The following is a 26,717-nucleotide window of genomic DNA, read 5'->3' on the forward strand; positions in this document are numbered from 1 at the left end:
CAATTTTCACTTGGTTTTCTCCTTCTTTTTGTAATTCGTTAACATTTTTAAACAGTAGCTGTTGATTGTTTTTTCTTAACTTGCTTTTGTTTTCGGTAATCAATCATTGTCATCATTATGACAATAACAAAACAAATACTGGAAATTTGAAAGACAGTACCTAATTCTACATATGAAGATACAACACCCAAAAGAATGGCACTTAAACCGATTCCTAAATCAATAGATGAATAATACATGCCATTAGCAATACCACGTTGCTCAGGCTTGGTTTTTGATAATACCCAAGCTTGGAGTGCTGGTAGCATTGATCCATAGCCTGCCCCAAATATAAACCCTGCTAAAATAAGCATCCCAACAGAATAAGTGTATGATAAAACCCACAGCCCTGCAATTGTTAACACTGCACAGACAACAATCAATGACCAAGGTCCCTTAGAATCAAACCATTTCCCTGAAATTGGGCGAGCAATAGTAGCCATAATCGCATTACTGAAATAATATAAAAAGATTTGATCAATACCACGCTCTTCTCCAAAAATGACGATAAATGTAACAATTGCTCCGTAGCCAAATGTAGATAGAATTGTTACAACCGCTGGAAACCAGCTATCTTTATCGAATAAAGCGCTAATAAAAGAAAACTCCTTAGGATTAAAAGTCTTTTCTTGAACAGACTTTGGAGTATGATACTTACCGAGTGCCAATGTAACAATCGCAATCATACCTAGTGTTGCAGAACCAATTATAAGTGTTTGAAAGCCAAAGTTTTGATATAAAAAGATACCCACACTAGGAGCAACAATCATCCCAATAGTTACGGATAACCCAAAATATCCTACTCCTTCACCAATTCTCTTTGAAGGGACTAGTTCAACCGCTACTGTACCATTTACGGTTGTTGACACTCCCCAGGCAAACCCGTGAATAAAACGAACCGCAAGGAATAGTAGAATCATGTATGTAAAGGAGTAACTAATCGTTAAAATTAGTAGAACTACAGCTCCAACAACAACAAGCCATTTACGGCTATTGGACTCTAACACAAAACCAACAAATGGCCGGACAAAAATTGCTGCAACAGCAAAAAGTGATGTGACAAGTCCAATCTGTAAGTCAGATGCACCAAGCGCTTTCGCCTGAGGAGGCATTGTTGGCATTAGCATCATAAAACTCATAAATAGAAATAGGTTTCCTATGATAAGTAAAATAAACGATTTCGTCCAAAGAACAGGAACGTCTTTCTTTTCCAACTCGATTCCTCCCTTCTCTAGCTGTGAATGACCGGTAAGCGTATAACAATTATTTTCAGGAACAATTCCATACTCTTAAGAAGACCATTCTATATTTATTCCACAAAAAGGCTTGTAGACCTTCTGAATATTTTACTTAGTTAATTAGTTAAAAATAGAGAACTACATGAATATCATATCACGATCCATTCATAAAATTAAGTATGACGTGATAAGATAGACCAATTAAGAAAAAGGCAGTGATTAAAAATCAATGGCCTTTTTTGTACGAATAGATTTATGAGAAATTAAACTTACGATGACATAAACTATAAGAGATAAGAAAATCGGTAAAACGACTGTATGCATCCCTAGTGCATTTGGTAATAAACGGTCAAACATAATATAGGAACCCATCCCAATTATCATTGATGAAATTGCACCATACTTATTGCCTTTGCTCCAATAAAGTCCAAACACGACCGGCCAAATAAACACTGATTCTAATCCACCAAATGAAAATAGATTTAACCATATTAGTAAATCTGGCGGACTTAATGCAAACAAAACAACTGATACTCCAATGATAGTCGTTACCCAAAAACTTGTCCTTTTCACTTGTTCCTCTGTTGCATTTGGGTTAATGTAATTCAAATAAATATCCTTTGTTATGGCTGAACTGACTAAAATTAGTAATGAGTCTACTGTCGACATGATTGCCGCCATTGGTGCTGCAAGGACAAGTCCAGCAAGTAATGGGGGTAAAACTTTCAAGGTTAGTGTAGGCATAACCGTATCTCCCACTTCAATTTCTGGCAAGATCGGTCGCGCAAACACTCCGATTAAATGCATTCCCAGCATAATAAATCCAATGACTAACGTACCAATCACAATCGCTTTATGCATTGCTTTAGAGTTTTTATAGGACATCGCTCTGACCGTAATTTGCGGAAGACCAACAACCCCGACTCCGACTAATATCCAAAATGAAGAAACATAAAGTGGTGTTAAGTCTCTAGCAGCCCCATAAGGCGAAACTAAGTTGGGATTCTCTGCCACTAGGTCAGCCATAATATTAGGGATTCCACCGCCAGCAATTATTGTAGCAACTAACAACACAGCAGTTCCAATAAACATAATGACACCTTGAACCGCATCTGTTAACGCAACTGCCCTAAATCCTCCAATAATGACATAAACAAGCACAGATACAGCAAAAATAAACAATGCGGATGTATAAGATAACCCTGTCAATGATTCTATCAGCCTTGCCCCGCCTACCCATTGCGCAGCCATTGCTGAAAATAAAAAAACAATAATACTTACTGCAGAAATGATTACAACCGCATGACTCTGGTATCTTCCCTTTAAAAAGTCAATTAAGGTTATCGCTTTATATTGCCGAGCCATAATCGCAAACTTCTTACCTAACACCATAAGGACAAAATATCCTGTCGAAAGCTGAGCCATTGAAAGAAGGACCCATCCTAGCCCTCTCGTATAAGCAACACCCGGTCCTCCGATAAAGCTACTAGCACTTCCATACGTAGCAATCATTGTCATCGCTAAAACAAAGCCACCTAACTGCCTTCCTCCTAAAAAATATTCTTGAAGAAATGAATCAGTTGATTTAACAAATTTGTTTGCCCAAAACCCAATTAAAAAAATTACAATAAGAAATAATAATAACGGAAAAATAACTCCCCAATTCAAGTACGTTCACCACCTTCCTCTTCGTCTTCAAAAGGTACATCTGAAAAGAGAAATTTCACAGCTAAAATAACAAGTATCCCAATAACAATAAACCCTAATATACAACTATAGAAAAACCATTCAGGCAGTCCAAATATGTAATTATAATGAGCTGGATCACCAGAACCTAATCCATAAGCAAAGCCGAACCACCAAATAAAATTAAAGATAACAAGTGCAATACCTATTTTCGCTTCCTTATGGGCAATTTTAAATCGTTTATCTTTCATATTAATCCCCCTCACTCACTTATCTTATGTTCCTTAAAGCAGTACTTGAAAAAAAAGATAATAATTATCACCATTATTAGAAAAGAATATCATACCTTGTTATCTTTTTTTCATCAACAATGTAGTTCTTTTATAGGTAAAAACACCCTAAAAATAAGCTTCTAAAATTAAACCCCGCTAAGAACCTAGCGGGGTTTAAAAACTTATTCCGTTATAACACGAATATCATCAAAATAAAGCACACTAGACAAAGTCGTTCCTGGTTCTTTCGCATTTACATATATAGAGAACTCCTGAACTTTCTTCGCATTCACTGCATCTAATTTTTCACCTGTGTGGATGTATCCCATGGTGCCACAACAAAAGTACTGAATGGAATCTGGATGAGTTGTGGTTCATCACTTAGCCTTATCAGGGCCTAAAAAAAAGAACACTATCAAAATTTTTGATTGTGTCCTTCAATCTATTATTTAAAATGAAATATAGCTTTAACGCTTAGATCTTTTTATAATAAAAAACAGTAGTATGGAATTCCCCATTTGCCGATTTAGCATAGTATGGAATTTTTCCAGCTTCAATATAATTAAGTGACTGATATAGATTATTAGATGGATCTCCTTCTCTTGTGTCCAAAACAATTAAACTTCTATTTTCAAGTTTTGCTCTGTCCTCAGCCATTTGCATTAGTGAACGACCGATTCCATTTCGTCTAAACTGAGGATCGGTCATAAGTTTGCCAATTTCAGCTCGATGCCTTCCATTTTCCTTTGTATCTAAATGTAATTGAACACTACCTGCCAATTGATTGTTTATTCTTGCTACAAATAAAATCACATCCGGCTTTAATACAGTCCGCCAATAATTTATTGCCTTGTTAAGTTTCATTGGTGGTAAAAAACCAATCGATGCACCATCATCCACTACAAGCTTCAATAATTCAGAAAGCTCATCAATTTCTTTGTCGATTACTTTAATTTCTTCTATTTTCAGTACCATATTTTTGCTCCTTTCGTTTAGTTTAAACTTACTAATTATTGTATTGTTCTCCCCACCTTTACCAATTTATAGTAAATGCGTGTTATAAATATGTAAAGTTACGGTATTGTAATAATAGTAGGTGTTATGACAACAGTTAAAAATAAAAGGGAAAAGGAAAATAGTTTGGACAGAAGTTTCAAAATAAAAAAATGAGCCACATGGAATAATGGTAGCTCATTTTGTATGCTCTTATTTTATTGTTGTGGATTGTTTTGATAGATCATTGCCGTAGCTTGTGCTTGTTGGAGTTTTTGTTGTGCATTTAGAACGTCGAGTTGCTCTTGCTCAGCTTTTTGTTGAGCTTGTTTTAGTTGATGAATTTCTGTTTGGACCTGCTGCTGAGCATGTAGTAATTGTTGATTTTCCGTTTGAAGCTGTTGATGAGCCTTTTGAACATCTTGTTGCGCTTGTTGGAATTTCTGTTGCTGATTTTGATCCATAAGGATTAGCCTCCAATAATTATAATCGGGTACAGAATTGCCCCATAATTATCGTGCTCCATATTCAATTTTCTATTCTAAGGCAACATCTAAATTGACACTACATAACCCTATTAATTGTTTCCTTAAACCTTTTCCTCATAAAGAAACTCTAAAGTTTTTACTTTACCCTTGCCATTTAAACTGTTTCCTTAATTCGCAATAAAAGGGGTTTTCAACAGATACTTGTTATCATGAATTTGCTGGATGAGAAAATGCGCAATGTCAGCATTCATTATTTTGGTACCTGGCACGTCTCTAGTATTTTCCTTTATGTATCCTGTCTATGGTCCTTCAACTACAAACGGTAGACGCACTAGGGTCCAGTCTAGCTCACTATTTTTTAGAATTTCATGTTTTGTTTCAATATCCAATTAATTAGGCTCAACATGGACATGTACGTCATAAACACCATGTTTGGTTTTTAGGACTTCTTCTACTTTTGTTGAAATATCATGTGCATCACGAATCCCTAGATTTGAGTTCACAAGGATGACAATGTCAACGACAGAATTATTCCCATAGTTCCTTGCCTTAATATCTTTTACACCCTTAACACCATATTGAGAAAGAACGGTATCTTTATATGACTGAATCTTATCTGTATCATAACCATCCGTTAAATGATGAGAGGCATCACGAAAAATATCTAATGCTGTTTTACAAATAAGTAATCCCACGATTACAGCCGTTAAAGGGTCTAGCCAGGGAAGTGCGAATTGTGAACCAATTATCCCAATAACTGTTCCAATACTAACCAACGCATCTGAAAGATTATCTTTTGCAGCAGCCATTAATCCTTGGCTATTGATCTTTCTACTTAAATTTTTGTTATATCGATAAACCAAAAACATAACGATTGCACAAAAAATCCCTGTCCATGCAGAAATTAAATCCGGAGCTTCATGCTCGTTCGCAAAAACAGATAAAATTGCTCCATACAATACTTGAATTCCTACGACAATCATGATGAACGATGCGACCATTGAAGCAACCGTTTCTGCCTTCCAATGACCATAAGGATGATCCTTATCAGCTGGTTTTTGTGATACCTTAAGTCCAATTAAAACTGCTACCGAGGCAATGATATCTGTGGCATTATTTAAACCATCGGCTTTTAGGGCTTCTGAATTTGCTGAGTATCCGACAATTAATTTCAACGAGGATAAACAAATGTAAGCAATGATACTAATCATTACCCCTCGTTCACCCAATTTTAAATCGTTATATTTTTGTTCTTCCATTTATGTTTGAGCCTCCACTTTTCAATTACTTGAACATAATAACAAGTAACAATCGTGTGGGTCTAGAGCAATCTTGTTTCACTATTCTATACTAGTAATGTTTGTGCAAAAAAGTTTCATCAGGCAAACTATTTTTATCTCTCTCGTAGATTTTGTTCTCTAGCTTATATGGAAGTCTACCCCATATGAATATAGTTTTAATTTCCCTGCAATTGTCTGTGAAGAAAAATTGTCCCAGGATGTGCTATACAAAGGAATAATCCCCTCCTCTTGCAATGCATTTGCCCATGCTATTGCAGTTTGAACACCATAGCCTCTACCTCGATATTTTTCCATCGTTTCCACACTTGCCTCTGCAGCTGATGAACTTCTCCTCGCACTACAACATACTGAAACAACAAACCCATCTTCTATTATGCCAAAGCATGGTTGTCTCCACTCTAGTTGTTCAAAAATAGTTGGGAAACCTTCCAAAAGTAAATGTCTGTTCTCCTTGGTCATTCTTATAGCACTAGAAGGTCTATTGAAGTTGTCTGGAAAAACATATGCAGGGCCAATCCATAAGTTTCTTATAGGTTGAGTACTGCTCTTGAATATAGTAATTAGCTTAGACAATTTAACATTTGTTGAATCTTTAGCAATAACTTTTTTTATCTCGTCTATTTTCGTATTAGATAGAGCTGAATGAAATTTTGTAACATTTCCATCTTTTGTTCGTCCAAGAAAGAATAAGGGAGCATTCATTTTTAGAGGATCATTTATTTGTTCCATACGTCCAGATATATCATATTGAAATAAAACCTCGGCCTGAATTTCCATTAGTTCTAGATCTGAAAACATGTTACCTTACACCCCCTATAGCTAGATGCTGATATAGATTGAATGGAACCAAATTTACTCTTAGTCAATAAAACTCATCTAAAAGTTGATAATATTCGATTTTTGTCTCATCAACTTCAAAACCATACTCATTTAGAAAAAAAGGAACCATATCCTCGCCAAAATTATACCTTATACTTCTTATTGCCAAAGCCAAATCCTGATGTCTATCAGCAACTCCAGCTCGCCCCATATCAATAAAGCCACTGACTTTATCATTGTCCATTATGATATTTGGAAGGCAATAGTCGCCATGAGTAAAGACCAATTCCTCATTTACAGGTTTCTTTATGATAAGGTCCTGAAAAAGTTGCTTGGCTGTTTTACCACTTCTTTTCTCATCAAAATCTTCTTCATCCACAAGCCCCTTCTTAACTCTCCGCCTCGCTTCTTCTATTTTTTTCTCTAATTTCTCATTAAAAGGGCAGTCTTTGATGCTTATCCCATGCATCATTTTCACACCTATAGCCAACAATTTCATTAACTGCGGTAAGTTGTTTTCATAGAATTGGTTGGAGGCATCTTTTCCTTTTATTTCTGAAAGTAATAGATATTCATTTTCTTCATCTTTTTCATATTGAAGAACCTTTGGTACAGGGAGCTTCCCCTGTAACCACTCTAAGCGATTCTTTTCATCTTGTAGATTTTCAATTGTCTTGATCGATTGTATCTTTAAATATTGATTGTGGTTATTGGTTTTCAAAAGGAAGGTTTTCGATTCAGAGAGCCCGATCGTTATCTGCTCCCATGTGTAGCCATTAACTAATTTCGTTAATGTCATTGGAAGATGCATCATCTTTGTTCACTACTTTCTCTATACTATTTTACGTTGCAACGATAAAAGACAGTTCAATATTTAAGGATAGTTGTCAGAGTCTTTATTAAATTCGTCACTTTTAACTATGATAAATTTATGGTATAAACCTTTCTACTACAATACTCAATATTCCTCCATAAAAAAACAGCATCACTAATTAAAGTTATGCTGTCTTCGTTTTATTAATATTTAACCTAGTGAGTCAATTAATTCTTTCAGTTCTCTAGCACTTTTTGCTGGGTCTGCTGAAAGACTAATCGCTGTAATGACTGATACACCGTTACCCCCACTTTTCATTACAGGAGCTGCATTTTCTGAGGTAATCCCACCAATCCCAACGATAGGAACATTTATACCCTTGTTTCGAACCTCTAGAATTAGCTTCGTACCTTGAGCAGCTTTCGCATCCACTTTTGTTTCCGTGGAATAGATAGGACCAATTCCTACATAATCTGCTCCTTCGGCAATTGCTTTTTCAACTTCTATCAGATTATGAGTAGAAACCCCAAGAATTTTGTCCCCAATCTTTCGTCTGACTGCTTCTGCTGATTCATCATCTTGACCGATATGAACACCATCTGCATTAAGTGCTAAGGCTAACTCCACATCATCGTTAACTATGAATGGAATCATATGTTTTTTGCAAATGCTTTGTAATACCTGAGCAAAGTGAAACTTTTCTTCATCTGTAAAAGCAGCGTTGCCTTTTTCTCTAAACTGAAATAACGAAATTCCACCTTTGATTGCTTGCTCTAGCACATGTTTAGGGTCCAATTGGCAATTAGTACTGCCCATAATAAAATATACTCGCAGTAAATCACGCATGTCCTTTGTTGAAATTCTTGTCACAAACACCCTCTCCTTGCCAACTACAGTTTATCAACCCTAGCATATTTACTGATATCTTCAGAGGAAACTTTAGATAATTGATTTAGAAATTCAATTTGAAAGCTTCCTGGACCCTTTTCTTCTGTAAGATTTGCTGCTATCTCAGAAGTAATTCCATATGTAACAAGCGCTGATACTGCTGCAAGGAGCAGATCCTTTTCAATAGCTGAAAACGCACCAATTACAGAACTAAGTAAACACCCTGTTCCTGTTACTTTTGTTAAAATTGGATGACCGTTGTGAACAACAAAAGTTTTGCTACCATCTGTCATCACATCATCCTTCCCAGTAATAATTACCGTCGTTTTTAGCTGCTTTGCCGCTGTTTGTGCTAATTCTACTGTATTACCATGTCCTTCACCAGCATCAACACCTTTAATAGTCCATTCGATACCAATTACATTTGCAATCTCGGCTGCATTTCCTCTTATGGTTGAAATCGATAATTCTTCTATAATTCGACGTGCTGTTGCAGTTCGATAAGGCGTGGCCCCTGCACCAACAGGATCAAATATGACTGGAACGTTATGTTCATTCGCTGATTTTCCTGCTATTAACATTGCCTCAATTTCATCAGGCGTTAACGTGCCAATATTTAATACTAATGCACCCGCGATCTTTGCCATATCTGCCACTTCTTCCTTCGCATATGCCATGACGGGTGAAGCACCTAATGCCAATAGACCATTTGCTGTAAAATTAGTTACAACAACATTTGTAATATTATGGACAAGCGGATTTTGCTTTCTCACTTTTTCTAAAGTACTTATGATTTGTTTGTTTATCATTTTTTTGTCCTTTCTATTTTTTGGGGGATAACTTTTTTGGGGGACATTTTTGGGGACAGTCCCCAATAGTTGGGTGGGGACTGTCCCTCTTAGTTAGTCGAAGCGTCTCTATTGCTTAAAAATACTCTCTCGAAAGTTATGGAGGAGTGTCCTTTTTACTATTTGGGGACTGTCCCTCTTTGCTTTGCAGGGACTGTCCCCATCATTATGCCCCCATCATTACATCAAAAAAGCACTTCGCTACCTTCGCAAAGTGCTCTTAGTTCCCCAATCACATTCCCTACGCTGGCATTATCCAACAGGTTATCACGGTCAGCAATGGCGTAATTGCAATCTCAGCCGGTTTCCACCAGCCCCCGAAAAAAAATTGAATTTACAGGTAGTTTACTTAATCTAGAGGAAAAAAACAAGGGTTATGAAAATACTATGGAGAACCCCTACCATATATGCTGCTAATCGCATATCAACTTTATGCGACTGTGACATAGAATATATAGCAGCAAATGAATCAACCATTACTTTTCGAAGTTTCCTTGAAACCTCTTCCTCTGACCAATAATATCCTTGGTTATTTTGAACCCATTCAAAGTAAGAGACCGTTACACCACCCGCACTTGCTAGGATATCAGGCACAAGGAGAACTTCTTTACTATCTAAAATTTTTGTTGCTTCTAAGGTTGTGGGTCCATTTGCTGCTTCCACTACGATCTTTGCTTTTATACGATCTGCATTTTGTGCCGTAATCTGATTAGAGATAGCAGCAGGGACAAGAATGTCACATTCCTTTTCTAGTAATTCCTGATTCGTGATAACATCAGAGAACAAATTCGTCACTGTCCCAAAACTATCACGACGATCAAGTAAATAAGGAATATCAAGTCCATCTAAATCATAAAGAGCACCATTTGCATCTGAAATACCAATTACTTTCGCTCCAGCATCATACATGAATTTTGCCAAGAAGCTTCCTGCATTTCCAAAGCCTTGAACAATAATGCGTGCTCCTTGTAAGCTAATTCCCTTTTTCTTGACTGCCTCTTCAATGCAGATTGTTACACCGCGAGCAGTTGCTGTCTCACGACCTTGTGAACCACCTAACACAAGCGGCTTTCCTGTAATAAAGCCTGGGGAATCAAATTCACGAAGGCGACTATACTCATCCATCATCCATGCCATAATTTGCGAGTTTGTATATACATCTGGTGCCGGAATATCTTTAGTCGGGCCAACTATTTGGCTAATTGCACGAACATATCCACGACTTAATCTCTCAAGTTCGCCAAACGACATATTCCTTGGGTCACAGATAATCCCACCCTTCCCACCGCCATAAGGAAGATTTGTAATCCCACACTTTAGACTCATCCAAATCGATAATGCTTTTACCTCATCTTCATTGACTTCTGGATGGAAACGAACACCGCCTTTTGTTGGGCCTACTGAATCATTATGCTGAGAACGGTAACCTGTAAAAATTTTAATTGAACCGTCATCCATGCGTACTGGAATACGCACCGTGATCACTCTAAGTGGTTCTTTTAATAATTCATACATCTCCTCGGTATACCCTAACCTTTTTACTGCAGCTTTTATGATTGATTGTGTTGAACATAATAGATCCATGGATTCACTTTGCTTATGCTCTGGTTTTTCAGTGTGATGACGATTTACAGGGGCTGGCGCTTTCATGCAATACACCTCTTATGTATATGTAATTTAATGAGAAAATCCTTGAATATTTTTGTAACCTATATAAAAGGGAAGGGGCGATCCCTTAAAGGAAGCCCTTAAATCTTTTCTTCCCTTACTAGAACAAGATAAATGCAAGTGGTGTTACGATGATAAGTGTAAGAATTACACGTTCAATCCAAATAATGATCAACTTGGGTATCGAAATAGGAATCTCTGTCGAAACAATACATGGTACAAGTGCTGAGAAAAAGATAACCGCTGAAACCGAAACAACAGCAATTACAAATTTTACGATAAGAACAGACTCAGTTACCAATAAAGCCGGCAAGAACATTTCAGCAATACTAAGGGCACTTGCTTTTGCTACAAGCATTGGTTCTGGTAATTGAAGTAAAGCAGTAAATGGATAGAAAATATAGCCAATCCAATCAAAAACAGGTGTATATTCTGCAAGGACCAATCCAAGTAGTCCAATCGATAAAATCGATGGAAGAATCGCCATAGCCATCTGTAATCCATCTTTCATATTCATCCAAATATTATCTAGTAAGCGAGGAGAACTAGCGACTGTTTCCTTTGCCTCATTCCAAGCTGCTGCAAGGAGATTGCTGCTTACCTTTATTTCCGGCTGTGGAGTTGATCCTTTATAGTACTCATCTTTCATTTTAGATAATGGCCATATTCGTACCGTGATTGCAGTTACTGTGAAAGTGACAATAAGTGTCAACCAAAAATACATATTCCAGATTCCCATTAAGCCTAGTGTTTTTGCGACGATAACCATAAATGTAGCTGAAACCGTTGAGAAACCTGTTGCAATGATCGCAGCTTCTTTTGCACTATATTTCCCTTCCTTATATATTCGATTGGTAATAAGAAGTCCAATCGAATAACTACCAACAAAAGAAGCTACTGCATCAATCGCAGAACGACCTGGAGTCTTCCATATCGGTCGCATAACTGTCTGTGTCAACACACCGATAAATTCAAGTAAACCGTATCCAACTAAAAGCGCAAGGAAAACAGCTCCAATTGGGACGAGCAATCCTACAGGAACAACAAGTTTATCAAATAAAAACGGTCCCATGTTAGGATCAAAAAGCCAAGCTGGTCCAAAGTTAAATACAAGCATTATTCCAACAAATAAACCAAGCATCTTAAAAATTGAGAAAATAAGATTAACAGTTGACCTTTTCCATATTCCAGTCAAAAACGGATAAATAGCACCTGCTGCAATGACAAGTAACGCATAATACGGCAAAAAGGGTGAAGTGTGCGACTGAATAAATGTGACAATATGATCAAGCATAATTGAGCTTTTCTCATCAATTGTGATTGGTACGAAGAAAATGAAAGCACCAATAAAGCTATAGACAAAAAATTTCCACATTTGAGGTGATCCCAACTTTTTCTCAACTGTTGGTTTCTGTCTCGGCTGTTGATTTAACTCCATCCCAGTTCCTTCCTCTCTATGCTGAATTATGTTTATATTCTAATCTGGTTTATGCAGCCCGTAATAAATTGCAGCCATGCATATACCCCAATCTTAACTGTTTCAGATACTGCTGAATCTCTGCTCGGGTCGAGGCACACAAAATCAATATGTTGAACCGAAGGATGCTTGCCGATTTCTAGTAAACTATCAAAAAGTTCAATTGCCGACATTCCACCTGGAGTGGATGCTGGAACACCAGGTGCAACAGAAATATCTAGAACATCCATGTCGACTGTCACGTAAATGCGATCAACTTTTTCTGATAACTGCTTAAGCGCCCCTTTAATCGTTTCAATTAAACCCAGCTTACGAGCCTGCTTTAATGTGACCATTTGAATGCTATGTTCATTTGCATAATTGATTAAAGGCTTTGCGTTGTAATAACCATGCAATCCAATATTGATGACATTTTCTCCCTTTACGATATTGCCATCGATTAATTGACGGATTGGTGTTCCATTTGCTGGTCCTAATTCTTTTGGATCCCTCACATCAAGATGTGTATCTAGCTGTAAGATCCCAATTTTTTCTCCGTCAAAAACTTCTTTTATCCCACGGACAGCACAAGCTGTCGTTGAGTGATCGCCGCCAATCATACATGTTCGAGTAGTAGGATAGTGTGTAGCAAGATAGGCAGTTGTTTTCTGAATGCGTTGATGAGATAAAAGGATGTCGGTCGTATGCATTGCTACATCTCCTGCATCAGCTACTTGAAACTTGCTTAAATCAACATTTTCGTCCAGATTATATGTGGCAAATCCTTTCCACATTCTCCGAAATTCTGATGGGTATAAAGAAGCTCCAGATACACTGATTGAGGACCGGGAAATCGGTGCTCCATAAAGAATTAAATCCGGTGGTTGTTCCATTTTGTGAAGCGATTTAACCCATTGATGGACATATGTTGGTTCATATTCAACAGGATGGTTCCAAGACCATTCAGGTACTTGAAGAAAATGTTCACTCACAGACTACACCACCTTTACACCTTTTTTCCATACTGCTTTAACATGGTTTACGCCGAATAAATATTGCAATTCCTGATAATTTTTCACATTCCACAAAACGATATCTGCTTGTTTTCCAACTTCAAGCGACCCCACCTTTTCCTCGCGTTTAATCGCACAAGCAGCATTATAAGTTGCTGCTGTTAAAGCTTCAGCAGGTGTGAGCCGCATTGAGATACATGCTAAATTCATCACGAGTGGCATAGATGTTGTTGGCGAAGAACCAGGATTACAGTCTGTTGAAATGGCCACAGCTACACCCTCATCAATCATTTTTCTACCTGCCGCTGCTTCTTCACGTAAATAAAGCGCTGTTGCTGGAAGTAAACAAGCGATTGTTCCAGCTTTCGCCATTGCTTTAATTCCTGCATCTGAAGCCTTTAATAAATGTTCAGCAGAAATTGAACCAATCTTTGCAGCCAATTCTGCTCCACCATATGACTCAATTTCATCTGCATGGATTTTCGGGATCAATCCAAACCTTTTTCCTGCATCTAATATTCGTTCAGTTTGTTCAGGGGTAAACACACCTTTTTCACAAAAAACATCATTAAATTCAGCCAGTTTTTCCTCAGCTACTACAGGTAGCATTTCATTTATCAATTGATCGACAAATTCATCCTCTCGTCCCTTATATTCTGCTGGAACCGCATGTGCACCCATAAATGTAGGAACGAGATCAATGGCATGTTGTTCCTGTAATTTTTTCATTACTCGCAACTGTTTTAGCTCAGTTTCCAGGTTCATACCATAACCGCTTTTTCCTTCCACTGTTGTTACACCATGTGCAAGAAACGAATCGAGACGGAGAGTGGTTTGTTCAATTAACTCTTCTTCTAATGCTTCTCTTGTCATGCGGGTGGTTGCATGAATCCCTCCACCCGCGTTCATAATATCCATATAGCTTGCACCTTCAAGTCGCATTTCAAATTCACGTTCACGACTTCCCCCATACACAACATGTGTATGAGGATCCACGAGTCCTGGAGTAACTAAATGGTCTGTAGCATCTACAACTTCCGCTTCATTAACTCTATCTGCATAACGTTCTTCAAACTCATTTGTCGTACCAACAGCTTTTATCATCCCTTCTTCAATCCACATGCTACCATCTTCAATTAAACCTAGCTCAGACATCGCTTCTTTGGAACGCGGACCTTTTCCTTCAGAAGCTAAAGTAGCTAATTGAGCTGCATGCTTAATCCAGATCGGTTTTGACATTACTGATCAGCCCCTTTATCAAGCATTGGCATGTTGATTCCTTTTTCACGTGCTGTTTTCTTAGCTAGTTCATATCCTGCATCAGCGTGACGAACAACACCCATACCTGGATCTGTTGTTAAGACTCGTTCTATACGTGATGCCGCTTCTTCTGTACCATCTGCAACAATAACCATACCAGCATGTTGTGAGTAACCCATTCCTACTCCACCACCGTGGTGAACTGATACCCATGTTGCTCCACCAACAGCATTTACCATTGCGTTTAGAATCGGCCAGTCTGACACAGCATCTGATCCATCGATCATTGCTTCTGTCTCACGATTAGGTGATGCAACAGAGCCTGAATCTAAATGATCACGCCCAATCACAATCGGAGCTTTTAATTCACCATTTGCAACCATGTCATTGATGATTTTTCCAAAACGAGCACGTTCGCCATAGCCAAGCCAGCAAATACGAGAAGGTAGCCCTTGAAATTGTATTTTTTCCTGTGCCATACGGATCCAATTACACAAATGTTCATTATCACTAAATTCACGTAATATTGCCTCGTCTGTTTTATAAATATCTTCTGGATCTCCAGATAATGCTACCCATCTGAACGGTCCTTTTCCTTCGCAAAATTGCGGGCGTATATAGGCAGGTACAAAGCCAGGAAAATCGAATGCATTTTCTATACCTTCATCTTTTGCAACCTGACGAATGTTATTACCATAATCAAATGTGATTGCTCCTTTTTCCATCATCACAAGCATAGCTTCAACATGCTTTGCCATGGATGCTTTTGAAAGTTTCACATACTCTTCTGGATTTGATTTTCGTAAATTTCCTGCCTCTTCAAGCGACATCCCTAATGGAACATATCCATTCAGTGGATCATGTGCAGATGTTTGATCTGTTAATGCGTCAGGGATAAAGTTTCTTGCAATCATCTCAGGAAGAAGTTCTGACGCGTTACCTAACAAACCAATTGATAATGCTTTCCCAGCAAATTTCGCTTCTTCAGCCAACTGAATGGCTTCTTCAAGTGTATAAGCTTTTACATCGGTGTAACGTGTTTCAATTCGACGATCAATTCTTGACTCATCAACTTCAATTCCGATACATACACCGCCATTCATTGTTACAGCAAGTGGCTGTGCACCACCCATTCCTCCAAGACCTGCTGTTACAGTAATCGTATTTCTTAGTGTCCCGTTGAAATGCTGTTTCGCTAGCTCTGCAAATGTTTCATACGTACCTTGAACAATTCCTTGGGAACCAATATAAATCCAACTGCCTGCTGTCATTTGTCCATACATCATCAATCCTTTTTTATCGAGTTCATGGAAGGTCTCCCAATTCGCATAAGCTGGTACAAGATTAGAATTTGCAAGTAAAACACGTGGGGCATCTTTATGTGTTTTAAAAATAACAACTGGTTTTCCTGATTGCACAAGTAAGGTTTCATCATTTTCTAGTTCTTTAAGTGATTTTACTATTGCATCAAATGATTCCCAATTACGTGCTGCTTTGCCAATTCCACCGTAGACAACAAGCTCATCTGGTTTTTCAGCAACATCCGGGTCAAGATTATTCATCAACATACGAAGTACCGCTTCTTGTTGCCAGCCTTTCGTATTTAATTCAGTTCCTTTATATTGAGTAATTTTACCATTTGTTATCGCTTTCATTTCTTCCCCTCCTAGTTGTGTTATTTTCATTTTATAATGAAAATACAAGAAAAATATTATAAATTAGTGATTTTTTTATAATTTACCTCAACATATATTTATTCTTTTTATTTTTTATAAATGATCTCAGATCTCTTTCTATTACTCTTAAAAATTAATATAGGTCTTAAACCACAAAGTTTAGAAAGAACCAAAATTACAAAAACATCGCAGCAATCATACCAAATACAAATAATGGGATATTAAAATGAATAAACGTTGGAACACAAGTATCCCAAATATGATGATGTTTTCCATCTGCATTTAATCCTGAAGTTGGACCTAGAGTACTATCAGAAGCCGGCGAACCAGCATCCCCTAATGCTCCTGCAGTTCCAATTAAGGCTGCTGTAGCTAAAGGTGAGAAACCTAGTGCTGCACATAACGGGACGAACAGCGCTGCTAAAATTGGAATTGTTCCGAAAGATGAGCCAATCCCCATCGTAATTAATAATCCTACTAACAGCATGAAAAAAGCTGCCATAAACTTGCTATCACCAAGAAAACTTATTGTAGATTCTACTAAATTTTCAACTGCTCCCGTTTCCTTCAAGATCGTTGAATAACCTGAGGCGATTAACATGACAAAAGCAATCATCCCCATCATCTTTATCCCTTCATTAACAACGTGATCTCCATCCTTGAATGGAACAATTCTTAGTACGAACATAATGACAATTCCAGTCAGTGCTCCCATAATTAATGAGTTTGTCATTAGTTGTACGGCAAGGGCAGCAATTATCGCTATGATTGTAAACATATGATATTTTGTGAATGTTAAACTTTTCTCGACAGTTACAGCAATTTCAGCGATGCTTTCGTTTTCGACATTTACTACTCGGTCTTTTCGATACGTAATAAAAATGGCTATGAACAAACCAACAATCATTCCTAGCCCTGGTAAAAGCATAGCCATTGGAATTTGAGTAATATTAATTGGCATTCCATTCGCTTTCATTTCTTCTGCGATAATACCATGAAAAATAAGGCCAAACCCTGCTGGTATCATGATATATGGAGTTTTTAGCCCAAATGTTAAAGCAGTAGCTATAGCTCTTCGATCCAATTTCATCCTGTCAAATAAATGAAGCAGAGGCGGGATTAAGATCGGAATAAAGGCGATATGTACTGGAACAACATTTTGTGATAAACAAGCAACCCCAGCAATCGCTAATAGCATAATTGCTTTTTTCCCTTTCAACACATTTATTAAATAGTTAACGAGAAACCCAGTAATACCTGAGTATCCAATCATAACGGTAAATACTCCGAGCAAGATGTAACTTAATGCCGTATTTGCTTGTCCTCCCATTCCTGATACAAGGATATCTACTGTCTCGACAACGGATAATCCAGAAGTCAATCCAGCTGTTAATGCAGCGAATAAAATTGCTAACACAACATTTACCCTTAAAAGACTTAAAACGACCATGACAACCACGGAAATAAGAACAGCATTTATCAAACATTCGTCCCCCTTATGTATTAATAGTCGAAAGTTCAAATAGGTGTAGAAATTTATTAATGCTTATCACAACCTCTCTCTTGTCTTTAGTGATGTTTACAAAGGGAGACTTACATAGCCTCCCCATAAAATACTACTAATCAAGAATTAGCCTGTTACAATTTTGTTTCTATTTCTAGTAAACTACTATTTTAAAATAGCATCACTGTTATTATGAGTGAATTCCCTTTGTTACACTAGTATCAAAGTGAAATTCCCCTTCCTTTAACCACGCATTCATTGCTTCAATATCCTTAGAGAATATCCGATCTGCACTAATAAAGGGAACGATCTTTCTTCCATTTTCTAAAAATTCACTCGTCGCTGTAGCCATTTGATCTTTACCACGTATTTCGGCTGCCTGCATACTGCAAATTGCTTCGATTGCTAATACTCTGCGTGTATTCGTAATTACTTGGTAAGCATGTCTTGATCCAATTGTTCCCATACTAACATGATCTTCCTGGTTTGCAGATGATGGTATGGAATCAACACTTGCTGGGTGTGCTAATGTTTTATTTTCAGATACAAGAGATGCTGCGACATACTGCATGATCATTGCACCTGATTGCAAGCCTGGTTCAGGACTTAAAAACGGTGGTAAATCATTTAATTGAGGATTTACTAAGCGTTCAATTCGACGTTCTGAAATGTTTGCTAGTTCTGCAATCGCAATCGCTAAGAAATCCATCGCAAATGCAATTGGCTGTCCGTGAAAATTCCCACCAGATAAAACCTTTTCACCGTCATCAAAAATTAACGGATTATCCGTAGCTGCATTCATTTCAATTTCCAATTTCTCCTTCACATAGTTTAACGTTTGCCATGTTGCCCCATGTACTTGAGGAATACAGCGAATTGAATAAGCATCTTGAACACGTATTTCCCCTTGTTTTGTCGTTAAATGACTATCCACAAGATGAGCACGCATTCGCTCAGCTACTTCTACTTGTTCCTTATAACCTCGTGCAAGATGAATATCTTCATCAAATGCATCAATAATCCCACGTAACCCCTCAATTGTAAGAGATGCGATTAACTCTGTTTGATATGCTAGTTTTTCAGCTTCTAAATAGGCAACAACCCCCATTGCTGTCATTGCTTGTGTTCCATTAATTAGAGCCAACCCTTCTTTTGCTGTTAAGGTGATTGGAAAAATTGATTCTTTCGTTAAAGCATTTATTGCAGGTAATCTCTCCCCTTTATAAAAGACCTCGCCCTCACCAATTAAGACAAGCGCCAAATGTGAGAGTGGTGCTAAATCACCACTTGCACCAAGTGATCCTTGCTGTGGAATCACTGGATGAATCTCCGCATTTAATAAATCCAACAATCGTTCAATTACAACTGGGCGTACACCAGAAAAACCTTTCAGTAATGCATTTGCTCGCAGGAGGATCATTGCTCTTGAAACAACTTCTGGAAAAGGATCGCCAATTCCGCATGCATGGGAGCGGATTAGATTTAGTTGCAATGCTTCAACATTCTCTTTATCTATAAACACATCACTAAATTTTCCAAAGCCAGTTGTAATGCCGTAAACGATTCTTCCTTCAGCAACAATCTTATCAACAGCTTTTCGACTTTCTTGAACTTTTCTCATACTCTCTTCTGAATAAACAACCTTTTCACGATCAAAAAGAACCTTCTCAACCTCTGAAAAACTTAGTGTTTGACCATTTAATGTAACCATTATTTTTTCTCCCTTCATTTCCCTTTAGCTAAGTAAAGGATCAATAGAAAAGGGGGCTATATCAATGAAATCCAAAAGGATATCAAGATATAGCCCCCTATTAACTAAAATACTATGGGCAAATTATATGTGATTAATACCTAAGCCAATGGTTTCATGCTCAGATCCCTTAACAGGTGCACCTATTGTGCCATATAAGGAAACAGCAATCCAATCTCCTTCTTGCTCATTATCATATGGGTTGCCTCGCAAAACAGCAAAAGATAAACCAACGGTTCTAAGTACTGACCCTAATTGCACTTGGCCTCTTGTAACACCATGCAATGCTTCAATAATCGCATGGTATAAAGCATGTGATTCGCGATAAACATCTGTTTTTACGATCTCATTTTTTTTAGCTGCTGTTTCAATAGCTGCAACTATTTTTTGAGCATCCATCGATCCAACTTTTCCTAAACAACCCTTCCAATTTGACTGCTCAAGCTTTGCCAACTGTTCAGTCGGATTATCTGACAGCAATAGAAGAATGGCGTGTCGACCTATTCGACGATCTTTATTCAATGCCATATAAACAACTCTTTCTTTTATCCTACTCATCTAAAATACTCTAATGTCTAATAACTAGTTTAATTGTAAGCGCTTCAACAACAACGTGTCAACCATAAGTTTCATGAATTAGTACTATATGGTTTTTCTATGAAGCTCCACCTCTTATGCTAGCTTATGTAAAGAAAGCTGTAAATGTTCTTAAATACACATTGATGACAACAGCTGTCAATAATACATAAATCCCAATCATTAGAGCTATTATCGTTTTACTTTTCCTACTTATCAATCCGTTTAAATCCTTGATCGATAGGCTAATGGTGTACAAGCTTCTAGCTGTTTGAATTTCGCACTAAAATAGGTTTGATGAGAATAACCTGTTAAACGGGAAATTTCTTCTAGAGATAAATCTGTTTCCTGCAAAAGACGTTTTGCCTCTCGAATACGTACTTGATGTAGGGTTTCTCGAAAGGACTGTCCTGATTCTACAGCAAAGCGACGACTTAGGGTACTTTTATTCATACGAAGTCCTTCAGCACATGCAGCTAAATTCCACTGGGTATCCCAATAGTTCGATTCGATCATTGTTTTTACCTTTTCGACAAGTGTACCAGCACCCTCCTGTAAACTGTCATGACCTGGTATTAGTAGCTGTGTGATAAATGTAAGCAGTTCTGAAACGATTTGATAGATTACAGGCTTTCGGATGATTTGTTGAAAGACATTATGATATGCCGCTTCCCATTCTACCTCATTTGTTTTGTAAGCCTTCATATAGCGACGGATTTGAGCTAGAACACTTGTAAGTCGGATTCTGACCATGTCGGGACTAGGATATGGCCGTCTATATGTAAAAAATTCATGTTCAACCCATTCACGAATTGCTTTTATGTCCCTCTTCTCAAGCATTTCAATCCATTGTCGTTGCTCAAGTGGTGTAAGGAACGGATCCAATTCCTGCCAGCCTGAACGATCATCTTCGGATAAAATTATGTCATAGCCCTCGAAGAAAACTTGTTCCGTTAATTGTTTTGTTTGTTGGTAAATCTCTTTTATTGTGGTCTTTTTTGTGGATGCATTTATAATAAGTGCAAGTGGCTCCTCCATTTTCTCTTTCCAGTGTGTAAGAAACCTGCGATATTCCTCCTTAAGAAGCGTTGATTCTTCCGTTTCATGTACCCCTAATATAAAGTGAGATAATGCAAAAAATTGATGCTTTCCAGTAAAGTGATAACCTTGTATGGTGTCATAAACAAATGGTAGTGTATTTACATGTGGAGTTAAAAAAGCCGACATGATAACTGGTTGGTTATACATTCTTTCTGTCATGAAAAAATCAGCGTAGTTTACGTCAACACCTTCTAATTTTTCATTCCTGCTATTTTGGACCTGGTGCTGTTCGTTCCTTATTTGAAAACGTACTTGCTGAATTTGTTTAATTAAATCTGAAGGAGAAAACGGCCGAAACAAAATGTCCTCTGCATGTAAGCAAAGTCCAAGATAGGCAACCCGAAAAACCCTTTCAGATGAAATTCCGAGCCAACGGATCTTATTAGTTTGTAAGGCATCTTTAAGTGTGTCATTTTCCCATGTCCATTTATCCATATCTACAATGATAAAATCTGGCTTTTCGTACTGTATTGTATTTAAAAGCCCTTTCATATTATCCAAAACTGTTAATTGAATTCCTGTGAAATGTGATTGTAAAATCCAGCGAATCCCCTGTGCTTCCAGTGCATCTTTTGCTACCATGAGAATCTTCATTGCTGCAACTCCAATTAATTAAAATAGTTTCAACTTTTAAAACTTTCTCCTTAAGCTTACACGACCCTTTTCCCATGTAACCAAAATATCACAGTCAAAAAGCTTTGATAGCTTTTCTTCTGATATCATCTCATTTGTTAGACCAGAATCAAATACCTCTCCATTTTTCAGCAAAAGGGTATGTGTGAAGATCGGCAATATTTCCTCAACATGATGGGTAACATAAAGAAATGTAGGCGCATTTCCTCTCTTATTAATCGACTCGAGTCCTTCCAAAAGCTGTTCTCGAGCAAGAAAGTCAAGTCCTGTTGTTGGCTCATCTAATATTAGCAATTCAGGATCTGCCATTAACGCACGAGCAATTAACACACGCTGCCTTTCCCCCTGAGAAAGTGTTTCATATGCTCTATCTGCATAAGATAAACAGTGCAATTCCTCTAATAATCTAATTGCTTTTTCTCTCATTTCATCGGTCGGTTTTTCATATAAACCAATCGAAGCAAATGCTCCACTTAAAACGATTTGGAACGCTGTATCAGATTGATACAACTTTTGTTGTAACTTGGATGATACAAGTCCAATTTTTTGACGGAGCTTCTCAGCTAAATAATCTCGTCCAAATACTTTTCCTAATACTGTTGCACGACCTTCTGTAGGGAAATAATAAGCACAAAGCATGTTTAATAGAGCTGTCTTTCCCGCTCCATTTAATCCATAAAGTACCCAGTTCTCTTCTTTATGGATACTCCAATTTATATCCTTTAAAAGCCAGTGTCCGTTTCTTTTTAAGGATATTTGTTCGAGTTCAACTATTTTTTCCATTTATATCCACCTCGGATTAATCTAAAACTTTTAAGCTACTATTTTTATCATATTACAAAATATTATTAAATTTTACCATTTACACAATTGATATTACATGACTAAATCCCAAATAAACTGATACCTTATTTTGTATATTCTTATTGCTTTCTCTTTATTATTTCTTTATAATCACTAAAAAGCTATACTGTTCGACGACGAAGAGAGTAATTTTATATGATGCCAAAAGCGAGTTAGGGATGGTGGGAGCCTAATGGATTCAATAAAATGAAGCGCACTTCTGAGATGCTAATCCGAAAATTCAAAGTAGGTCTAGCCGGGAAAAACCTCGTTATCAATGGCAAAGATGGTTCATGATGAACAATAAGAGTGGTACCGCGGGTTAATCTCGTCTCTAATTTAGAGACGGGATTTTTTTATTTTTCAGAAGAAAGGTGATGGATATGGAATTAATTAGCATTTTTGCAGATGAATTAACCAAATGTTTAAAAGGCATTCTCCCTGTTAGTGACGTGACAAAGTTAATAGAAAAACCAAGACACACAAACCAAGGTGACATCGCATTTCCTTGTTTTACATTAGCAAAGATCACAAAGAAATCTCCAAACCAAATCGCAATTGAGCTAGCAAACAACGTAAAACATCCTTTATTTGCAAAGGTAGTCGCTGATGGACCCTATGTGAATGGGTTCTTCAATAAGAAAATCGTTAGCAAGGAAGTTCTTCATTCAATTTTACAGCAGGGTGAAAAATACGGCTCGACTCAAATTGGGAATGGTGAAAACATTACGATTGATTTTTCTTCACCTAATATTGCAAAACCCTTCTCAATGGGACATTTAAGATCAACAGTGATTGGAAATTCTCTTGCACTTATTGTTGAAAAGTCTGGCTATAAAGCAATTCGAATAAACCATTTAGGTGATTGGGGGACACAGTTTGGAAAACTAATCGTCGCTTATAAAAATTGGGGTAACGAACATAGGGTTAAGCAAAATCCGATAAAAGAACTCCTCGATCTTTATGTGAAATTTCATAATGAGGCAGAAATGCATTCACACTTAGAAGCTGAAGCCAGAATGTGGTTTAAAAAACTCGAAGATGGCGATGAAGAAGCTAAGACACTTTGGAAATGGTTTAGAAAAGAATCCCTTCAAGAGTTCTCAAAAATCTATTCCCTTTTAGGTATTGAGTTTGACACTTACCATGGTGAGGCCTTTTACAACGATAAAATGGAAGAAACCATAAATGTATTAAAGAATCAAGAGATTCTTTCATATTCAGATGGTGCAGAAGTAGTCAACTTAGAAGAATTCGATTTACCACCTTGTTTAATAAAAAAAACTGATGGTGCGACCCTTTACGCTACTAGAGATTTAACTGCAGCACTTTATCGACAAGAAACATACCATTTTTCAAAAGGGTTATATGTCGTTGGCCATGAACAAAGCCTTCATTTTAAACAAGTATTCCTCGTTCTTGAAAAATTAGGTTATAGCTGGGCAAAAGAATTAGTCCATGTTCCCTTTGGGTTTATATTAAAGGACGGCAAAAAAATGTCGACAAGAAAAGGGAAAATTGTTCTTTTGGAAGAGGTCATTAATGACGCGATTATTCTAGCTAATCAAAATATTGAAGCAAAAAATCCAACGTTAGAACATAAAGAAGAAGTTGCAAAAAATGTTGCGATTGGTTCACTTATCTTCCATGATCTAAAAAATGAACGATTAAATAATATTGAGTTTTCTTTAGAAGAGATGTTAAAGTTCGAAGGTGAAACTGGACCATATGTTCAATATACACATGCCCGTGCATGCTCAATTTTAAGAAAAGTAAAGGAAACAAATGATTTACAAGCTGAAGGTTTAGAAGGAGAGGAAAGCTGGGCTTTGGTGAAACATCTTATGGAATTCCCAACTGTCATTAAAAAGAGCCTTACGTTATACGAACCATCGCAAATCGCAAAATATCTGATTGATTTGTCACAGGAATTCAATAAATACTATGGTCTTGTCAAAATCTTAGCAGAGGATAATCAAAAACAGAATCGGGTAGCTTTAGTGAAAACTGTGACGATTGTTTTGAGTGAAGGTCTAAGATTACTTGGGATAAAGGCGCCTGAGGAAATGTAACAATTTTAACTATTAAGCAATAGACTCTGCATAAGTAAGTAGAGTCTATTGCAATTTTTTCCATTTCCATTCCCACGAATCTAACTAACAAAAAACTTCCTCTTTTCCCCAAAATAGTAAACTTTTCATATAATTCTCCATCATTATATTTTAGATCATTAAGGTCAAACTAACAAAAAGAATTTAATGGAGGTGTAAACGTGAGCGATAATGAAGAAGAATATACAGACTTTTCGAATGTTGAAAAACAAAGGAACTTTTTAACACATGAGGATTTCCCTGAAGGTGCATATGGTTCTCCTTTCCGTAAAGATGAACCCGTAGAAAATAAGAGCACCCCATGGAAGGAAGGTCAGCAATACTATAGCAACTTTACTTACGAATACCGTAATATGCATGAAGATGTTCCTAGACAATTCCCAGGGGCCCACCCAACACATGATGAAAAAGATAAGGATACAGAAGCACCTTTTAATGATTCCCACTAAAAAATGAGGATGACTCAAAAAGATCAGACCAATTGAGTCATCCTCATCTAACCAAATATCGCTTTTAATCCTTGATATCCAAAGTACAGACCAAAGCCAAGTAATGATATCCCAGATATAATCGAAATTGCTTTTAAACTCTCATCATTTAAAAACCTACGAAAGCCGGTTGTTAATCCAGCAACAAAAATATCCCATAATGTTAAACCTATAAAGATCATACAACTATAAATTAACAGCTGGCTTGTACCGTTTGTTTGCGCTGTTTTTGCTAATATTGAGCCATATATCCCTAACCAAAATAAAATGGATAATGGACTTGTAACAGACATGATAAATCCTGTTAGAAAGCATTTTGATAAAGAGTCTTTTTTCCTGGTATATGTTAGGTTTACTTTATTCACACCTAAAATACTTTCAGTACCTGAATAGATTAAAATAAAGCCACCAAACAACCAAAGAAAAATTTGAACGATTGGTATTCCTAAGAACTGAACCATACCCAAATAAACCATAAGCATGAACAGAGCATCAGCAACCATCGATCCTGCGCCTACAATCCATGCATGCCAAAATCCATTTTTTATCCCTTTATCTAAACGTGCAGAATTTACAGGTCCTATAGGTGCTGCTAAAGATAACCCTAAAAATATATAACTAATTAGAATACCAATACTCAACAAAACCACTCACTTCCATAATTAATAACTTGTACATTATATGAACTGAGTGATTTCCTATGACTTTTAATCCCAATTGGACAAGTCAAAGTCTGCTATTTATTTTTGGTTTAACTTAAAAATTAAGGACAAGATAAACATACATAGTAATGAAGAGGTGAGATATATGGCAAATAAAGAGAAAGAGAAAGAGAAAGAACAAGCTGGTACAGACGATGCCATTGTTCTTATGTTTTTAAATTTGGTTGAAGAAGACGGTATTGAAGTAGAAGTTACACTAAGCGTAAGGGGCACAATTGTGTCTGGCACTCTAATTGGAGCAAGCGCCTATTATGAAGGAATAACAGAATCCTCTAAGAAACTAACTGATACAACGATGTCAAAAATCATCTCGAAAAAATTCGGAGATTTAAAAGATGCCTATGCAAAACAAAAACAAGATGAAGCAGATCAAGAATCAGATGAAAACACACTAACATTTATTCATTTAAAAGATGCTAAATATCTTAATACAAGCAGTCAACCAATTCCATCTAGCGGCACATGGTGGAGAGGAAGAATTTCCTCTATAGATGGTTTTTCCTTTGACTCACTTGTTTAATTTCATATGA

25 protein-coding genes, 1 riboswitch and 1 other annotated feature are annotated in these 26,717 nt (G+C 37.1%); of the genes, 3 read left to right on the top strand and 22 right to left on the bottom strand.

The features are described 5' to 3' along the window. Positions 1-47: 47 nt before the first annotated feature. The 21 genes from WCV66_RS22780 to WCV66_RS22880 all read right to left on the bottom strand — a co-directional run bounded on the left by WCV66_RS22780 (position 48) and on the right by WCV66_RS22880 (position 22,806). A complete protein-coding gene (locus tag WCV66_RS22780) occupies positions 48-1,253 on the bottom strand; it encodes an MFS transporter (RefSeq protein ID WP_338786955.1) in 1,206 nt (401 codons plus the stop codon). A 243-nt stretch (positions 1,254-1,496) separates the two neighbouring features. After that, positions 1,497-2,945, bottom strand: coding sequence for a sodium/pantothenate symporter (panF, locus tag WCV66_RS22785; RefSeq protein WP_338786956.1), 1,449 nt, complete (start codon positions 2,943-2,945; stop codon positions 1,497-1,499). Beyond that, positions 2,942-3,214, bottom strand: a complete 273-nt coding sequence (locus tag WCV66_RS22790; RefSeq protein ID WP_338786957.1) for a YhdT family protein — start codon at positions 3,212-3,214, stop codon at positions 2,942-2,944. Before WCV66_RS22790 ends, panF begins: the two co-directional genes overlap by 4 nt. Positions 3,215-3,417: 203 nt before the next feature. Further along, entirely contained in the window at positions 3,418-3,564 is a 147-nt protein-coding gene (locus WCV66_RS22795) for a hypothetical protein (protein ID WP_338786958.1), read from the bottom strand. A gap of 145 nt (positions 3,565-3,709) precedes the next feature. Continuing rightward, positions 3,710-4,210 carry a GNAT family N-acetyltransferase gene (locus WCV66_RS22800; protein WP_338786959.1) on the bottom strand — a complete coding sequence of 167 codons (501 nt, stop codon included), beginning with the start codon at positions 4,208-4,210 and terminating at the stop codon, positions 3,710-3,712. A 236-nt stretch (positions 4,211-4,446) separates the two neighbouring features. Continuing rightward, positions 4,447-4,692, bottom strand: coding sequence for a hypothetical protein (locus WCV66_RS22805; protein ID WP_066325405.1), 246 nt, complete (start codon positions 4,690-4,692; stop codon positions 4,447-4,449). Positions 4,693-5,105: 413 nt separating this feature from the next. Then, positions 5,106-5,975, bottom strand: coding sequence for a cation diffusion facilitator family transporter (locus WCV66_RS22810; RefSeq protein ID WP_066325401.1), 870 nt, complete (start codon positions 5,973-5,975; stop codon positions 5,106-5,108). Positions 5,976-6,134: 159 nt separating this feature from the next. Further along, entirely contained in the window at positions 6,135-6,815 is a 681-nt protein-coding gene (locus WCV66_RS22815; RefSeq protein WP_338786961.1) for a GNAT family N-acetyltransferase, read from the bottom strand. Between the two features lie 64 nt (positions 6,816-6,879). Continuing rightward, a complete protein-coding gene (locus WCV66_RS22820) occupies positions 6,880-7,635 on the bottom strand; it encodes an APH(3') family aminoglycoside O-phosphotransferase (protein ID WP_338786962.1) in 756 nt (251 codons plus the stop codon). A 225-nt stretch (positions 7,636-7,860) separates the two neighbouring features. After that, on the bottom strand, positions 7,861-8,520 hold the full coding sequence (thiE, locus tag WCV66_RS22825; RefSeq protein WP_338786963.1) for a thiamine phosphate synthase: 660 nt from the start codon (positions 8,518-8,520) through the stop codon (positions 7,861-7,863). 20 nt (positions 8,521-8,540) lie between these two features. Next, positions 8,541-9,347, bottom strand: coding sequence for a hydroxyethylthiazole kinase (gene thiM / locus WCV66_RS22830; RefSeq protein WP_338786964.1), 807 nt, complete (start codon positions 9,345-9,347; stop codon positions 8,541-8,543). Positions 9,348-9,607: 260 nt separating this feature from the next. Continuing rightward, a riboswitch (TPP riboswitch) is annotated at positions 9,608-9,717 on the bottom strand. A 23-nt stretch (positions 9,718-9,740) separates the two neighbouring features. Then, complete coding sequence (locus tag WCV66_RS22835; protein ID WP_413789688.1) at positions 9,741-10,970, bottom strand: Glu/Leu/Phe/Val family dehydrogenase; 1,230 nt, start codon at positions 10,968-10,970, stop codon at positions 9,741-9,743. A 184-nt stretch (positions 10,971-11,154) separates the two neighbouring features. Then, positions 11,155-12,492, bottom strand: a complete 1,338-nt coding sequence (locus WCV66_RS22840; protein ID WP_413789607.1) for a YjiH family protein — start codon at positions 12,490-12,492, stop codon at positions 11,155-11,157. Between the two features lie 32 nt (positions 12,493-12,524). After that, positions 12,525-13,502 (bottom strand): agmatinase family protein, encoded by a 978-nt coding sequence (locus WCV66_RS22845; protein ID WP_338786966.1) that lies wholly within the window; start codon positions 13,500-13,502, stop codon positions 12,525-12,527. A 3-nt stretch (positions 13,503-13,505) separates the two neighbouring features. Continuing rightward, the gene (gene hutI, locus WCV66_RS22850) at positions 13,506-14,762 is read right to left on the bottom strand and encodes an imidazolonepropionase (RefSeq protein WP_338786967.1); all 1,257 of its coding nucleotides are present in this window, start codon (positions 14,760-14,762) and stop codon (positions 13,506-13,508) included. Next, complete coding sequence (hutU, locus tag WCV66_RS22855) at positions 14,762-16,438, bottom strand: urocanate hydratase (protein ID WP_338786968.1); 1,677 nt, start codon at positions 16,436-16,438, stop codon at positions 14,762-14,764. The genes hutI and hutU overlap by 1 nt, the downstream gene beginning before the upstream one ends. 196 nt (positions 16,439-16,634) lie before the next feature. Then, a complete protein-coding gene (locus tag WCV66_RS22860) occupies positions 16,635-17,909 on the bottom strand; it encodes a Na+/H+ antiporter family protein (protein WP_413789689.1) in 1,275 nt (424 codons plus the stop codon). 244 nt (positions 17,910-18,153) lie between these two features. Next, the gene (gene hutH / locus WCV66_RS22865; protein ID WP_338786970.1) at positions 18,154-19,674 is read right to left on the bottom strand and encodes a histidine ammonia-lyase; all 1,521 of its coding nucleotides are present in this window, start codon (positions 19,672-19,674) and stop codon (positions 18,154-18,156) included. A 123-nt stretch (positions 19,675-19,797) separates the two neighbouring features. After that, entirely contained in the window at positions 19,798-20,241 is a 444-nt protein-coding gene (gene hutP, locus WCV66_RS22870) for a hut operon transcriptional regulator HutP (protein WP_066325340.1), read from the bottom strand. A gap of 273 nt (positions 20,242-20,514) precedes the next feature. Further along, positions 20,515-21,984: a helix-turn-helix domain-containing protein gene (locus tag WCV66_RS22875; RefSeq protein WP_338786971.1), complete on the bottom strand. Its 1,470-nt coding sequence runs from the start codon at positions 21,982-21,984 to the stop codon at positions 20,515-20,517. A 36-nt stretch (positions 21,985-22,020) separates the two neighbouring features. Further along, positions 22,021-22,806, bottom strand: a complete 786-nt coding sequence (locus WCV66_RS22880) for an ABC transporter ATP-binding protein (RefSeq protein ID WP_338786972.1) — start codon at positions 22,804-22,806, stop codon at positions 22,021-22,023. A gap of 185 nt (positions 22,807-22,991) precedes the next feature. Then, positions 22,992-23,205: a binding site (T-box leader), on the top strand. Between the two features lie 44 nt (positions 23,206-23,249). Here WCV66_RS22880 and argS point away from each other — a divergent pair. Next, positions 23,250-24,938, top strand: coding sequence for an arginine--tRNA ligase (gene argS / locus WCV66_RS22885; RefSeq protein ID WP_338786973.1), 1,689 nt, complete (start codon positions 23,250-23,252; stop codon positions 24,936-24,938). A 200-nt stretch (positions 24,939-25,138) separates the two neighbouring features. Continuing rightward, positions 25,139-25,426 (top strand): hypothetical protein, encoded by a 288-nt coding sequence (locus WCV66_RS22890; protein WP_066325334.1) that lies wholly within the window; start codon positions 25,139-25,141, stop codon positions 25,424-25,426. Between the two features lie 47 nt (positions 25,427-25,473). On the opposite strand, the gene WCV66_RS22895 is transcribed toward WCV66_RS22890, so the two are convergent. Continuing rightward, positions 25,474-26,106, bottom strand: a complete 633-nt coding sequence (locus tag WCV66_RS22895; protein ID WP_338786974.1) for a LysE family transporter — start codon at positions 26,104-26,106, stop codon at positions 25,474-25,476. 166 nt (positions 26,107-26,272) lie between these two features. Here WCV66_RS22895 and gvpU point away from each other — a divergent pair, with 166 nt between their 5' ends. Further along, a complete protein-coding gene (gvpU, locus tag WCV66_RS22900) occupies positions 26,273-26,707 on the top strand; it encodes a gas vesicle accessory protein GvpU (protein ID WP_338786975.1) in 435 nt (144 codons plus the stop codon). Positions 26,708-26,717 lie beyond the last annotated feature (10 nt).

This window comes from Metabacillus rhizosphaerae (assembly GCF_037201795.1).
GTDB lineage: Bacteria > Bacillota > Bacilli > Bacillales > Bacillaceae > Metabacillus > Metabacillus rhizosphaerae.

Coding starts and splice junctions, on each gene's coding strand:
- WCV66_RS22790 (WP_338786957.1), bottom strand. CDS start 3,214: ATGAAAGATAAACGATTTAAAATTGCCCATAAGGAAGCGAAAATAGGT.
- WCV66_RS22795 (WP_338786958.1), bottom strand. CDS start 3,564: ATGGGATACATCCACACAGGTGAAAAATTAGATGCAGTGAATGCGAAG.
- WCV66_RS22800 (WP_338786959.1), bottom strand. CDS start 4,210: ATGGTACTGAAAATAGAAGAAATTAAAGTAATCGACAAAGAAATTGAT.
- WCV66_RS22805 (WP_066325405.1), bottom strand. CDS start 4,692: ATGGATCAAAATCAGCAACAGAAATTCCAACAAGCGCAACAAGATGTT.
- WCV66_RS22810 (WP_066325401.1), bottom strand. CDS start 5,975: ATGGAAGAACAAAAATATAACGATTTAAAATTGGGTGAACGAGGGGTA.
- WCV66_RS22815 (WP_338786961.1), bottom strand. CDS start 6,815: ATGTTTTCAGATCTAGAACTAATGGAAATTCAGGCCGAGGTTTTATTT.
- WCV66_RS22820 (WP_338786962.1), bottom strand. CDS start 7,635: ATGACATTAACGAAATTAGTTAATGGCTACACATGGGAGCAGATAACG.
- thiM (WP_338786964.1), bottom strand. CDS start 9,347: ATGATAAACAAACAAATCATAAGTACTTTAGAAAAAGTGAGAAAGCAA.
- WCV66_RS22835 (WP_413789688.1), bottom strand. CDS start 10,970: ATGGATCTATTATGTTCAACACAATCAATCATAAAAGCTGCAGTAAAA.
- WCV66_RS22840 (WP_413789607.1), bottom strand. CDS start 12,492: ATGGAGTTAAATCAACAGCCGAGACAGAAACCAACAGTTGAGAAAAAG.
- hutI (WP_338786967.1), bottom strand. CDS start 14,762: ATGTCAAAACCGATCTGGATTAAGCATGCAGCTCAATTAGCTACTTTA.
- hutU (WP_338786968.1), bottom strand. CDS start 16,438: ATGAAAGCGATAACAAATGGTAAAATTACTCAATATAAAGGAACTGAA.
- WCV66_RS22860 (WP_413789689.1), bottom strand. CDS start 17,909: ATGGTCGTTTTAAGTCTTTTAAGGGTAAATGTTGTGTTAGCAATTTTA.
- hutH (WP_338786970.1), bottom strand. CDS start 19,674: ATGGTTACATTAAATGGTCAAACACTAAGTTTTTCAGAGGTTGAGAAG.
- hutP (WP_066325340.1), bottom strand. CDS start 20,241: ATGGCATTGAATAAAGATCGTCGAATAGGTCGACACGCCATTCTTCTA.
- WCV66_RS22875 (WP_338786971.1), bottom strand. CDS start 21,984: ATGAAGATTCTCATGGTAGCAAAAGATGCACTGGAAGCACAGGGGATT.
- WCV66_RS22880 (WP_338786972.1), bottom strand. CDS start 22,806: ATGGAAAAAATAGTTGAACTCGAACAAATATCCTTAAAAAGAAACGGA.
- argS (WP_338786973.1), top strand. CDS start 23,250: ATGGAATTAATTAGCATTTTTGCAGATGAATTAACCAAATGTTTAAAA.
- gvpU (WP_338786975.1), top strand. CDS start 26,273: ATGGCAAATAAAGAGAAAGAGAAAGAGAAAGAACAAGCTGGTACAGAC.